The organism is Gordonia neofelifaecis NRRL B-59395, assembly GCF_000192435.1.
GTDB classification, from domain to species: Bacteria; Actinomycetota; Actinomycetes; order Mycobacteriales; family Mycobacteriaceae; genus Gordonia; species Gordonia neofelifaecis.
Map to the genome: position 1 here is coordinate 30,100 of NZ_AEUD01000015.1, position 12,637 is coordinate 42,736.

At 69.5% G+C, this 12,637-nt stretch carries 15 protein-coding genes; 8 read left to right on the top strand and 7 right to left on the bottom strand.

The genetic code is table 11. The features are described from left to right. Positions 1–31: 31 nt before the first annotated feature. Positions 32–1,312: a class I SAM-dependent RNA methyltransferase gene (locus SCNU_RS15640; protein ID WP_009680368.1), complete on the bottom strand. Its 1,281-nt coding sequence runs from the start codon at positions 1,310–1,312 to the stop codon at positions 32–34. After that, a complete protein-coding gene (locus SCNU_RS15645; RefSeq protein WP_238526463.1) occupies positions 1,309–3,390 on the bottom strand; it encodes an APC family permease in 2,082 nt (693 codons plus the stop codon). The genes SCNU_RS15640 and SCNU_RS15645 overlap by 4 nt, the downstream gene beginning before the upstream one ends. A 78-nt stretch (positions 3,391–3,468) precedes the next feature. Between SCNU_RS15645 and SCNU_RS15650 the strand changes: the two genes are divergently transcribed. From SCNU_RS15650 to SCNU_RS15670, 5 genes are all read left to right on the top strand, one after another. Then, positions 3,469–4,131 (top strand): potassium channel family protein, encoded by a 663-nt coding sequence (locus SCNU_RS15650; protein WP_040518611.1) that lies wholly within the window; start codon positions 3,469–3,471, stop codon positions 4,129–4,131. A gap of 2 nt (positions 4,132–4,133) precedes the next feature. Beyond that, entirely contained in the window at positions 4,134–4,796 is a 663-nt protein-coding gene (locus SCNU_RS15655; RefSeq protein WP_009680371.1) for a potassium channel family protein, read from the top strand. A 132-nt stretch (positions 4,797–4,928) separates the two neighbouring features. After that, complete coding sequence (locus SCNU_RS15660) at positions 4,929–5,459, top strand: RrF2 family transcriptional regulator (protein ID WP_009680372.1); 531 nt, start codon at positions 4,929–4,931, stop codon at positions 5,457–5,459. 21 nt (positions 5,460–5,480) lie between these two features. Then, a complete protein-coding gene (locus SCNU_RS15665) occupies positions 5,481–6,641 on the top strand; it encodes a globin domain-containing protein (RefSeq protein ID WP_009680373.1) in 1,161 nt (386 codons plus the stop codon). Continuing rightward, complete coding sequence (locus SCNU_RS15670; RefSeq protein ID WP_009680374.1) at positions 6,638–7,078, top strand: hypothetical protein; 441 nt, start codon at positions 6,638–6,640, stop codon at positions 7,076–7,078. The genes SCNU_RS15665 and SCNU_RS15670 overlap by 4 nt, the downstream gene beginning before the upstream one ends. Positions 7,079–7,156: 78 nt before the next feature. Here SCNU_RS15670 and SCNU_RS15675 read toward each other — a convergent pair whose 3' ends face one another. Continuing rightward, a complete protein-coding gene (locus SCNU_RS15675) occupies positions 7,157–7,531 on the bottom strand; it encodes an OB-fold nucleic acid binding domain-containing protein (RefSeq protein WP_009680375.1) in 375 nt (124 codons plus the stop codon). A gap of 71 nt (positions 7,532–7,602) precedes the next feature. Between SCNU_RS15675 and SCNU_RS15680 the strand changes: the two genes are divergently transcribed. After that, on the top strand, positions 7,603–8,316 hold the full coding sequence (locus SCNU_RS15680; protein WP_009680376.1) for a hypothetical protein: 714 nt from the start codon (positions 7,603–7,605) through the stop codon (positions 8,314–8,316). Here the strand turns inward: SCNU_RS15680 and SCNU_RS15685 are convergent. Both SCNU_RS15685 and dut read right to left on the bottom strand, forming a co-directional pair. Then, positions 8,290–9,207, bottom strand: coding sequence for a DUF3710 domain-containing protein (locus SCNU_RS15685; protein ID WP_009680377.1), 918 nt, complete (start codon positions 9,205–9,207; stop codon positions 8,290–8,292). The two genes, SCNU_RS15680 and SCNU_RS15685, sit on opposite strands and share 27 nt — an antisense overlap. Before the next feature lies 1 nt (position 9,208). Continuing rightward, on the bottom strand, positions 9,209–9,691 hold the full coding sequence (gene dut, locus SCNU_RS15690) for a dUTP diphosphatase (RefSeq protein ID WP_040518613.1): 483 nt from the start codon (positions 9,689–9,691) through the stop codon (positions 9,209–9,211). A gap of 42 nt (positions 9,692–9,733) precedes the next feature. Between dut and SCNU_RS15695 the strand changes: the two genes are divergently transcribed. Beyond that, positions 9,734–10,267, top strand: a complete 534-nt coding sequence (locus tag SCNU_RS15695) for a DUF3093 domain-containing protein (RefSeq protein WP_009680379.1) — start codon at positions 9,734–9,736, stop codon at positions 10,265–10,267. Between the two features lie 133 nt (positions 10,268–10,400). On the opposite strand, the gene SCNU_RS15700 is transcribed toward SCNU_RS15695, so the two are convergent. After that, positions 10,401–10,700: a DUF4193 domain-containing protein gene (locus SCNU_RS15700; RefSeq protein WP_009680380.1), complete on the bottom strand. Its 300-nt coding sequence runs from the start codon at positions 10,698–10,700 to the stop codon at positions 10,401–10,403. 276 nt (positions 10,701–10,976) lie between these two features. Between SCNU_RS15700 and cei the strand changes: the two genes are divergently transcribed. Beyond that, positions 10,977–11,663, top strand: a complete 687-nt coding sequence (cei, locus tag SCNU_RS15705) for an envelope integrity protein Cei (protein WP_009680381.1) — start codon at positions 10,977–10,979, stop codon at positions 11,661–11,663. 31 nt (positions 11,664–11,694) lie between these two features. On the opposite strand, the gene SCNU_RS15710 is transcribed toward cei, so the two are convergent. Further along, positions 11,695–12,600, bottom strand: coding sequence for an inositol monophosphatase family protein (locus SCNU_RS15710; RefSeq protein ID WP_139026058.1), 906 nt, complete (start codon positions 12,598–12,600; stop codon positions 11,695–11,697). Positions 12,601–12,637: the final 37 nt, after the last annotated feature.

Sequence of the window (12,637 nt, forward strand, 5' to 3'; positions counted from 1 at the left end):
CGCGCATCGGACCCATTCTACGGACTCCGGGTCAGAGAGTGAGAACGGCGATCGCCTCGATGTGGTGCGTCATCGGAAACGCGTCGAAGCCGCGCCACCCGCGGACCCGATAGCCGTGGGTCGCGAACCGGCCGAGATCCCGCGCGAACGACGCCGCATCGCAGCCGACGTGCACCACCGCGTCCGGGCGCGCGGCCGCGATCGCATCGACGACGTGCAGCCCCGCACCCGCCCGCGGCGGATCGCTCACCACCACCTGGGGTGCGCGCAGACCGGCGATCGACTCGGCCACACCGCCGCGGTGCGCGTGGACGGGGTCGCTCGCGAGCGTCTCCCGCGCGGCCGCGAGCGCGCCCGGATCGGTGTCGACGAGGTCGATCGACGACACCTCGAATCCGTGTTCCGCACCGCCGTCGAGCAGTGCTGCGCTGAACACGCCCGCCCCGCCGTACAGGTCCCACACGTGCACTCGGCCGTGAACCCCGACATCGGCGAGCATCTCGAGTGCAGCCATCGAGTAGACACGCGGTGCGTCGCGGTGCGCCTGCCAGAATCCGGTCACCCGGATCCGCCACTCCCGGTCGCCGACCCGATGCGTCACCGAGTCCGCACCGTCGAGCGGTCGAAGCGCGCGCGGCGCGCTGCGGGCGCCGCGCGATCGCTGGGCGCGCCGACGACCCGGGCCGCCGCGCCCGTCCCGTCCGTCGCCGGCCGCGGCGAGTTCGCCCGCATGGCGCCCGCCGTCGGCGTCGGCCATCAGGACGATCTCGGTCCCCGGCCGGGCGCCGAGGTCGTCGACGCCGTCGAGCAGGCCGGTGACAGGGGCGGCGCACGGCTCGGTCACGATCTGAGCCGATCGGCGGCCGCGCAAGCCCGCGCGGCCCGCCCGGTCGACGGCGAGCCGCGTCCGGATCCGCCAGCCGGTCGACGAATCGCCGAGCGCCTCGATCTCGGGTTGGGCGAGGTCGTCGAAGTCGAAGCCGCCGATCCGCCGGAGGACGTCGGCCAGGGCCTGCGCGCCGAGGGAGCGCGCGAAGTCCGGTGCCACGAACGACAGGTCGCAGCAGCCCGCGCCCGCGGCGGCCGCACGACAGCCCGGTTCGACCCGGTGCGCCGAGGGTTCGAGTACGCGGTGGACCACGGCTTTCGCATACGCCGCGTGGGAGTCGTCGGTGATCTGCGCGACCACCCGCTCGCCGGGCAGCGCACCGTCGACGAATACGACCCGGCCTGCCGATCGGGCGATGCCGGAGCCGCCGTTCGCGTAGCCGGTGACGTCCAGTTCCAGAAGACGCTCCGCCGGCCGTGTCATGCCCGGTCCTCGGGTGTGCGGCGGCCCCGGGTGTTCGTCTGGCCTGTCTTCGTCTGAGCGGCCTTCGTCTGGTCCGTGCCGGGGAATCCGCGTCGGGCGTCGCCGGGCGCGTAGTAGTTCTGGTCGGCGCGACGCGCCCGGCTCTCCGACGAGTTCAGCTGCCACGGCACCGAGGTCACCATGACACCGGGCTCGAACAGCAGCCTCGTCTTCAGTCGCAGCGCCGACTGGTTGTGCAGGATCTGCTCCCACCAGTGGCCGACGACGTACTCCGGGATGAACACGGTGATCACGTCGCGCGGCGACTCGCGGCGCACGCGGCGCACGTAACTGATGATCGGCCGGGTGATCTCGCGGTACGGGGACGCCAGCACCTTCAGCGGAACGGTGATGTCGCTCTCCTCCCACTCGCTGACCAGGATGCGAGTGTCGCGGTCGTCGACGTTGACGGTCACCGCCTCGATGGTGTCCGGACGGGTCGCGCGCGCGTAGCGAAGCGCGCGGCGGGCGGGCAGGTGGAGGTTCGAGATCAGGATGACCGCGTGGCTGCGGCTCGGGAGCACCTCGTCGGACAGGTCCGCCGACTCGAGCTCCTCCTCGATCGACGAGTAATGCCGATGGATCAGCTTCATCAGGCCGAAGAGCACCACCATCGCGAGGATCGCCATCCATGCGCCCGCGGTGAACTTCGTCAACAGCACCACCACGAGGACGGTGCCGGTCATCAGCATGCCGATCGCATTGATGATCCGCGACCGCTTCATCCGCGACCGGGCATCCGGATCGCTCTCGGTCTTGAGGTGACGCGTCCAGTGCCGGACCATGCCGGTCTGGCTCAGGGTGAACGACACGAACACGCCGACGATGTACAGCTGGATCAGCGACGTGACCTCGGCGCCGAACGCCACCACGAACGCGATCGCGGCGAGCGCCAGGAAGACGATGCCGTTCGAGAACGCCAGGCGGTCGCCGCGGGTGTGCAGCTGTCGCGGCAGGTAGCGATCCTGCGCGAGCACCGAACCGAGCACCGGGAAACCGTTGAACGCGGTGTTCGCCGCGAGCAGCAGGATGAGGGCGGTGACGACCGCGATGAAGTAGAAGCCCGGCGGGAAACCGCGGAAGACGGCCTCGGCCAGCTGCGCCAGGATCGACTTCTGCTGATAGCCGTCCGGCAGCCCGCTGAGGTCCTTCGCCGGGTCGAGCACATACTTCGCGCCGATCTTCTGCGCCAGCATGACGATGCCGAGCAGCAGCGCGATCGAGAACGAGCCGAGCAGCAGCAGCGTGGTCGCGGCGTTGCGCGACTTCGGCTTGCGGAAGGCCGGAACACCGTTGCTGATCGCTTCGACACCGGTGAGCGCCGCACAGCCCGACGAGAACGACCGCGCGACGAGGAAGGCCATCGCCAGGCCCATCAGGTGCGGCTGTTCGGCGACGATCCCGAATCCCGAGGTCTCGGCCTCGACCGTGTCGCCGAGGACGAAGATCTTGATCGCGCCCCATCCCAGCATCAGCAGGACGCCCGCGATGAACGCATACGTCGGCAGCGCGAGCACGGCGCCCGACTCCTTGATTCCGCGCAGGTTCACCGCCGCCAGCAGCGCGATGCCGATCACGCAGAACCACACCTTGTGTTCGTGAACCAGCGGGATCGCCGAACCGATGTTCTCCGCGGCGGAGGTCACCGACACCGCGACGGTGAGGACGTAGTCGACGAGAAGGGCCGATGCCACCGTCAGCCCGGCGTTGGAGCCGAGGTTGACCGTCGCGACCTCGTAGTCGCCTCCTCCCGACGGGTAGGCGTGCACGTTCTGCCGGTAGCTGGCGACCACCACGACCATGACGACGGCGACGGCCACCGCCACCCACGGGGCCAGCGTGTACGCGCTGATACCGGCGATCGAGAGGACCAGGAAGATCTCCTGCGGGGCGTACGCCACCGACGACATCGCGTCGGACGCGAACACCGGTAGCGCGATTCGCTTCGGCAGCAGTGTGTGACCGAGGCGGTCACTGCGAAACGGGCGCCCCAGGACAAGCCTCTTGGTCGCGACCGACACCTTTGACATCGTGGACACTCCGCAACATTAGGACCCTGAAGCCACCACGTCCCATCAGGGTGCGAATTCAATCGTCACACAGTAGCCTCGTTCACCGTGCGCGTAATCATCATGGGTTGCGGCCGCGTCGGATCCGCCCTGGCAGGGGCGATGTCCGGACTCGGTCACGACGTGGTCGTCATCGACCGGGACGAGACGGCCTTCCGACGCCTCGGACAGGACTTCAGAGGCCGTACGGTCTGCGGTGTCGGATTCGACCGCGACGTCCTCAACGAGGCCGGCGTGGCCGACTGCGACGCCTTCGCGGCGGTCTCCTCGGGCGACAACTCGAACATCATCGCGGCACGTGTGGCACGCGAGACCTTCGACGTCGAACGCGTCGTGGCGCGGATCTACGACGCCAAGCGCGCGGCCGTGTACGAGCGCCTCGGCATCCCCACGGTCGCGACCGTGCCGTGGACCACGCAGCGTTTCGTGGCCGCACTCGGCGAGACCTCCACCACCCCGCTCTGGCACGATCCGTCGGGATCGGTCGTGATGGCGGCCCTGGAGTTCCACGAATCATGGGTCGGCACCGACGCCGCCAGGTTCCAGGAGATGACCGGAGCGCGCGTCGCGTTCCTCGCCCGCATGGGCCAGACGGTGCTGCCCGATCCGCGCACCGTGATCCAGGACGACGACGAACTGTACGTCGCCACCATCGCGTCGAACATCGACCACGCGCGCGCCGTCGCCGGCGCCGAGATGCCCCGGGAGTAATCGTGAAAGTCGCCATCGCCGGAGCGGGTGCCGTGGGCCGGGCCATCGCCCGCGAGTTGTTGGTCAACGAGCACGACGTGACGCTGTTCGAGCGGGATCGGACCCACATCGACCCGGTCGCCGTGCCCGGAGCGAACTGGGTGCACGCCGATGCGTGCGAACTGTCGGACCTCGAACTCGCCCAACTGCAGACGTTCGACGTGATGATCGCCGCCACGGGCGACGACAAGGCGAATCTCGTCGTCAGTCTCCTGGCGACCACCGAGTTCGCGGTGAACCGCGTGGTCGCGCGCGTCAACGATCCCCGCAACGAGTGGCTGTTCAACGAGGACTGGGGTGTGGACGTCGCGGTCTCGACGCCGCGAATGCTCGCCTCGCTCGTCGAGGAGGCGGTGACCGTCGGCGACCTGGTGCGCCTGATGACCTTCCGCCAGGGCCAGGCGAACCTCGTCGAACTCACGCTGCCGAACGACACTCCACTCGCGGGCAAGGCGGTGCGGAGGCTGCAACTCCCCCGCGACGTCGCGCTGGTCGCGATCATCCGCGGTCGCCGGGTGATCGTGCCGCAGCCCGACGACTCGCTCGAGGGCGGCGACGAGTTGGTCTTCGTTGCTCCGGAGGAGTCCGAGGACGAGCTGCATCGGACGATCAAGACTCCGATTTAACTCCTACGACACGTAGTAGGTCTAGGGACCTTCGTCCCGCTTTCACGCACCGGAACAACCTGTTCTACCAGGTCATGAGAGGTGCGGCACATTAATTGGAGTCTTTCATTCCAATTATGCTGTGATCATTTCATGCAGCTGACACGGTTCACCGACATCGGCCTGCGGGTCGTGATGGCGCTGGCCGCCGACCCGGAGGCCAGTCACACCTCGCGCCGGCTGGCCGACGATCTCGATCTCAGCTACACGCACGTGGCGAAGGTCGTCAGCCGTCTGGCCGAACTGGGCGTCGTGCACTCTTCGCGCGGCCGGTCCGGCGGACTGGGCATCACCGAACTCGGCCCCCGCGCAGGCGTCGGCTGGCTGGCGCGCCACCTCGAGGGCGACGGCCCCGTCGTCGACTGCGAAGGCCCGACACCGTGTCCGCTCCGTTCGGCGTGCCGGCTGCGGGGCGCGTTGGCCGCCGCGCAGGAGGCCTTCTACGACAGCCTCGATCGGCTGACCGTCCAGGACCTGATCGCCGATCCCACCGGAGCGCGCCTGCTGACGCTCCTGCCCACCGCCGGTTCGCCACCGGCCGGATCCCCCGGAACTCCGCCCGCCACCGACATCGTGGACGCGGCGGCCGTCAATGAAGTGCAGTCCGTCAATGAAGTGCAGTGAAGAGAAGTTAAGGAGCCCCCGATGATCTCGTCGGATACGAAACTCGTCCTCGAAGCCACTCTGCCCGTCGTCGAATCCGCCCTGCCGGAGATCACTCCGCGGTTCTACGACCGGATGTTCACCGCACGCCCCGAACTGCTTCGGGATCTGTTCAATCGCACCAACCAGGCCACCGGCGGCCAGCCACAGGTGCTCGCCGGAGCCGTGGCGGCCTTCGCCCGTCTGCAGTTGGAGCCCGACGCCGAGCGGATGCGATTCGTCATCGACCGGATCGCGCACAAGCACGCGTCGCTGGGCATCGTCCCCGAGCAGTATCCGATCGTGCACGAGCATCTGTTCGCCGCCATCGTCGACGTGCTCGGTGACGCGGTCACTCCCGAGGTCGCGGCCGCCTGGGACGAGCTCTACTGGGAGATGGCCGACGTGCTGATCGGCCGCGAGGCGGAGCTGTACCGCGCCGCGGGCGTCGACGCCGGTGAGGTCTGGCAGTCGGCCCTCGTCACCGGACGCGAGCAGGTCTCGCCGGACGCCGTCGCCTTCACCTTGACCGGTGTGGACGGCACTCCCCTCGGCGCCTTCGTCCCGGGCCAGTACATCTCGGTGCAGGCCCCGATGGCCGACGGCGCGAACCAGATTCGTCAGTACAGCCTCACCGGAGCCACCTCCGACCCGGCGTGGCACGTCAGCGTCAAGTGCGACGGCGAGGTCTCGACCCACCTCCACGAGCACGTCTTCGAGGGCGACGTGATCCGCGTCAGCACTCCGTTCGGCGATCTCACGCTCCCCGAGGGCGACGATCCGCTGCTGCTGGCGTCGGCGGGCATCGGCTGCACCCCGGTGATCGGACTGCTCAACCATCTGGCCGCCACCGGCGACACCCGGCCCGTCACTGTCCTCCACGCCGACCGGTCGCGCAGCAGGCAGCCGCACCGCGGCGACCTCGCGCAGCTCGTCGACCGCCTGCCCGCCGCCGAACTGGTGCAGTGGTATGAGAACGGCCTCAAGACCGACGCGTCGACGCGGATCGGCTACATGGACCTGGACGGCATCGACATCGCGCCCGACACCGTCGCTCTGCTGTGCGGCCCGTCCGGATTCCTCGGCGCGATCCGCGACGCCCTCCTCGACCGCGACGTGCCCGGCGATCGCATCCACTACGAGACCTTCGGAGTGATGAAGTGACCGCCGCGCCGGCTCTCGCCGTCGCGGGCTGTTTCATCTGGCTGGGCCTGGTGGTCGGCATCTCGTTCATCGAGGCACCGCTCAAATTCCAGGCTCCGGGCATCACCATTCCGCTGGGCCTCGGGATCGGCAGACTGGTGTTCCGCGCGCTCAACGCCGTGGAGATGGTCTGGGCCGCGGTGCTCATCGTGACGGTCGTCGTCGGCGACGGTTGGTCGATCACGACCGAAGTCGCGCTCGGCATCGCGGTCGCGGCGCTGATCGTCCAGGTCGCGGCGATCCGCCCGGTGCTGTCGAAGCGGACCGACGCCGTGCTCGCGAACCCCGAGGCAGTGCCGGACAAGCGAAGCACGGCGCACTACTGGTATGTCGGATTCGATCTGATCAAGGTGGCGGCGCTGATCGCCCTCGGGACGTCGCTGCTGCTGAACGCCTGAATCGTCGCGTGCACGCCTGAATCGTCACCGTCACACGATTCGACGCCGGTCTCCTCTGGAGGCCGGCGTCGTCTTCAGTCACTCTTCAGTCGCGTGGAGTTCGTAGTACGGGTTGTAGACCACCTTCATGCCGTCGGCATTGGCCACCCGGCCTCTGATGGTCACCCGGCGCCCGGGTTCGATGCCCGGGATCCGGTTGCGGCCCATCCACTTGAGGACCACCGTGTCGGTGCCGTCGAAGAACTCCGCGACGACACCGGACTTGGTGTTTCGGGAGCATGTCTCGACGGACCTCAGCTCGCCGACCATCGTGGCCTCGTCGCCGCGAGCGCAGTCGACCGCTCGCTGTGCGCCGTGCGCTTGACACTCGCGCTGGATGCGACCGTCTTCGATCTCGTCGAGATCCTCGGTCAGCATCCGTCCGAGCCGCTTGAGCAGACCCGAATTAGCCATCCCATCCTCCGCGGGGCGTCGCTGTAGAACTCACTTGCAAGGCCACCATACTCCCCGTGCATGATCGACGTATGACCACTCTGATCGTGATGCCCGGCACCGGTTCGGACGCGGACTACGCGGCCCGCGCATTCGGCCCCGCGGCGGCATCGCTCGGAGCCCGGCTGATCGCCCTCGAACCCGAATCGGACCTGGTCGGAGGCTATCTGGACCGCGTGGACGAGATCGCGCAGACCGACGACGACGTGCTCGTCGGCGGCGTCTCGATCGGTGCCGCGATCGCCGTCGAATGGGTCCTGCGTTCGGTGTACGCGCACCGCTGTATCGGGGTGCTCGCCGCGCTGCCGCCGTGGTCGGGCTCCCCCGGCGACTCACTGGCCGCGCTCTCGGCCCGAATCACCGCCGACTCGATCGAAGGCGACGGACTCGAGGCCACCATCGCGCAGATGGCCGCGACCAGTCCGGCGTGGCTCGCCACCGAACTCTCGCGGTCGTGGCGATCGCTCGCCGACCGGGGCCTGGTGGCACAGTTGCGCGCCGCCTGCTCCTATACCGCGCCCACCGAGGACGATGTCGCGTCACTGCCGGTCCCGCTCGGCGTCGCCGCCGCGCCCGACGACCCGCTCCATCCGATCGCCGTCGGCCGCGCCTGGGTCGCGCGCGCCGCGCGAGCGTCCCTGTCCGCGGTGCCGCTCACCGAATTCGGACCCGCCGAGCACCGGCTCGGCGACGCATGTCTGGCCGCGTGGCGGACCGCCTCAGCGGCGGCGCCTGCGGAACCGTGACATCGCCGACCCGCGCGACGGGGCGGGGGCGTCGGCTTCCGCCGGCTCCGCGCCTGATGCCGGATCCACCGCAGCCGGATCGTTCTCGGTCTCGTTCTGACCGGGCTCGTCCTGGAGAGCGCCCGTAGGCTCCGGACCGGGCTGTGCCTCCGAATAGATCGTCGCCGAGGCGCTCTGCGCCACCGCGCCGCCGGGCACCACCTCCTCGGGCACCGCGGTGCCCGGTGCAGAGTCCGCGTCGGGCGCCGCCGAGAGCGGTTGCGATGGAAACGCCCCGGTCTCCGCGTCGACTCCCGATTCCTCGGCGACCTGGTCCGCCATCTGCTGCTGCGCCGCAGCCACCTGCTCGGCGAGCACCGGGGGCAGCACGATCGGCAGCAGCTCGCGGGGCGGGTACGGTTCGTTGCCGCGGCGCACCACGGTCTCCGCCAGCACCGCCCGGGCGAGCTGCGCGAGCTGCACCTCCGACTCCTCCGGTCCGCTCGCGACGCAGCGCACCATCCAGCGCGTGCCGTCGACGCCGATGAAACGATGGCTTCCGCCGGCCACCCGCGCGAGCACCTCGCGACCCCAGTGCCCGTCCTCGATCGAGGTCTGCGCGCCGTCACTGCGGAGCGACTCGGCGAGCTCGCGGACCACCTCGCGCCACAGACCGCCGCTGCGCGGCGCGGCGAACGCGTGCAGCCCGATCCGGCCGACCGGGGTGACCAGGTAGACGGCCTCCGGTTCGTGCGTCGCCGACATCTCGACGGTCACCTGGCCGCCCTCCACGACCGGCATCAGAATCGACCCGAGATCGAGATGGGAGTTCGCGAGCTCCGCGAGTGGCGTCGCGAGGTCTGCGATGTCGTACGGCCCCGCGGTGTCGCCGATCGAGTGCTTGTCTGTCATGTCATCCCTCCGCCAGAATCGCGTGGCCGCCGCTGGAGCCGTGGCCACCCGCGCCGCGCTCCGTGTCGTCGAGTTCATCGACTTCGATCACGTCTGGCAACTCGACACGCTGCACGACCAGCTGCGCGATCCGATCGCCACGCGAGATGGCGATGGCCGCGTCGCGGTCGAGATTGATCAGGCACACCTTGATCTCGCCGCGATACCCGGCGTCGACGGTGCCCGGCGCATTCACGATCGACAGACCGGCTCGGGCGGCGAGGCCGGACCGGGGATGGATCAGCCCGACGGTGCCGAACGGCAGGGCGATCGCGATACCGGTGCCGACCAGCTGTCTGGTGCCGGGAGCCAGGACGAGGTCCGTGGCCGCGTACAGATCGACGCCGGCGTCTCCGGGATGGGCCCGCGACGGCAGCGGCAGGTCTGGATCGAGTCGGCGGATCCGCAACGGCGGGTACGTATCGGGCGTCACTGGCGTGGTCACCCCCGCAGACTACTAGGACGCCTCCGCACTAGGCTTGACCGCGTGACGCAAGCAGCTTCGACCCCCGCCCAGCAGCAGGACCGCTACCGTGAGCGCCTCATCGTCCCATGGTGGTGGTGGCTCGCGGGCCTCGCCGTCACGGCGATCTTCGGCTACGAGGTGCAGCTCGCCGCATACCGCCAGCCGTGGAGCATCGTCGCGTACCCGATCATCGCCGGGCTGATCGCGTGGGGCCTCTACTCGATGGGGCGAACTCCGGTCCGCGTCGATGCGGACGGCGCGCTGCACGCGGGCAAGGCGATGCTCCCCGGCGAGGTCATCGCGCGCGGCGCGGTCGTCTCAGCGGCACAGCGCAGCGCCGCGATGGGCAGACAGCTCGACCCGGCGGCGTTCGTGCTTCATCGCACCTGGGTGAAGACGATGGTCCTGGTGGTCCTCGACGACCCCGATGACCCCACGCCGTACTGGCTCATCTCGACGCGCGAACCGGCCCAGGTGCTCGCCGCACTCGGCATGGGCGATGCGGGCCGGGATGCTGCGGGAACGGGCACTGAGGAGTCGGACGCGCCGGAGTGATCGGGCGCTCCCGTCGCTGACAGCGCACCACAGCACGGAGGCGATTGATGTACAAGAGCGGCGATTGATGTAAAAGAGCCGCCGCGGTACCGGGATCACCGGCCGCGGCGGCTCGACTCAGCGGGCGGCTGTATCAGGCGCAGTCGACGCAGATCATCTGATTGCCGTGCTGTTCGGCGAGGCGGTTGCGGTGGTAGACGAGAAAACAGCTCGAGCACGTGAACTCGTCGTCCTGCTTCGGCACCACCCGTACCGACAACTCCTCACCCGACAGGTCCGCGCCCGGCAGCTCGAACGATTCGGCGGTATCGCCCTCGTCGACATCGACGTCGGCGGACTTCGCTTCATTGCGGCGAGCCTTCAGCTCCTCCAGCGAGTCCTCCGCGATGTCGTCGTCGTTGCTGCGACGCGGAGCGTCGTAATCGGTTGCCATATCGTGCCTAACCTGGGTCTTGTAGGTTCGTTGCGGATTGCCATGGGAGAACACACTTGTGGCCTCGTTCACCCGCCCCTCACATCGTCACTCAACGATGGTGGGCGCCCGAATTCTAGGTGCACTCGATCTGTAAGTCAAGCCGCCGGTGAATGCGCCGATCAGACCCACCGAACTCGACTTATGAGGGCGCGCCGGAAGGCTTGCCGCAGCAGCCCGTCGAAGCACTCTAGAGTGGTGCCGACCCCTGTTTCCGGAAGAAGGTGCTAGAGCGTCTTGGTCTCGAAGATCGCCACCGGCTACACCACCGATGTGAAAGGCCGGCCGTTCCGGCGCCGCCACATGATGCCCGCCGCCATCGTCGCCGCCGTGCTCGCCGTCGCGGCGATCATCACGTGGTCGGTCGTTCTCACCGGAGGCGGCGACGAAGCCCGGCCGACGGACTGCAACATGCCCGTCGCGGCCGCCTCGAAGCCCGCGGGCTCGGCGGCCACCGCACCGCCGGCGCTGACCCCGGTCAGCTCCACCGACATGCTCAGCGTGGCCCCCGCCGGGCTGTCGACCTTCAAGGTGCGAGTCCTCAACTCGGCGGCCGCTCGGGGCTCGGCTCGATCGGCGAGCGACGATCTCGTCGCCGAGGGCTTCACTCCGGCCGAGCCCGCGTACGGAGACGACACGGTCTACGCGAATCGAGACCTCCACTGCGTCGCGCAGATCCGGTTCGGCCAGGCAGGCCAGGCCGGCGCGGCCGCGGTCTGGCTCGCTGCACCGTGCGCCCAGCTGGTGAACGACGGTCGCACCGGCACCGACGTCGACCTTGCGCTCGGCGAGTACTACACGAGCGACCGTCCGACGCAGGACACCCAGGCCGCGCTCGAGGCTCTGCGATCGGTGGATCCCAACAACCCGAAGACGGCGATCGACCGGTCACTCATCGAATCGGTGCACGGCCAGTCCTGCTGAGTACGGGGCGGGCCGCGACCCTGGCACCGGCCTAATCCGGCATGGCGTCGAGCCCGCCGATCCGGTCCAGCACGCCGAGGAACTCGTCGGCGATACCGGGCGCTGCGGCGACCGTCGCATGACCGTCGGCCGACCGCGAGTCGGCGGGCGGCAGCACCACCCGGGCACCGGCCTCCGCGGCGATGAGACCGCCCGCCGCCCAGTCCCACGGGCTCAGTCCGTGCTCGAAGTGCGCGTCGACCGCGCCCGACGCGACCATGCAGAGATCGATGGCGGCCGCGCCGACGCGGCGGATGTCACGCACCTGAGGCAGCAGCCGGCCGATCAATGCGCCCTGCTGCTCGCGTCGGGCCCGCGAGTACGCGAACCCGGTGGCGACGAGGGCGAGGTCGGTGGACCGCACCGGGTTGCACGACAGCCGCACCGGCTCGGCCGCGAGCCCGGCCGCCCACGCCCCGCCTCCGGCACTCGCCCAGTAGGTCACCTCGCGCGCGACGTCGACCACCGCACCGGCGACGGATCGGCCGTCGATCTGCGCGGCGACCGACACCGCGAACGCCGGGATGCCGTAGAGGAAGTTCACCGTCCCGTCGATCGGATCGACCACCCAGCGCACCCCGGTGGGCACGTCGACCGTCCCGCCCGCCTCCTCGCCGAGGATCTCGTCGCCGGGACGCTCCGACCGCAGCAGCCCTCGGATGAGGGACTCGGTCTCGGTGTCGGCCACCGTGACCGGATCGGTGGGGGTCGACTTCGCGGCCACGGAGTCGTCGCTCGCACGCGTGCCCGCGGGCGGGAACAGTTCGGCTCGCCGGGTACGGACGTGGACAGCGGCACGCTCGGCGACGCGACGGGCGATCTCGACGAGATCGGCCGCGGCCGGGACCTGATCGGACACGGCGCGTTCGGAGGGAGTGGAGAATCCAGGGGACGTCACACTTAGAGTCTAGAGTTGCCGACGAGAACATCTCGCC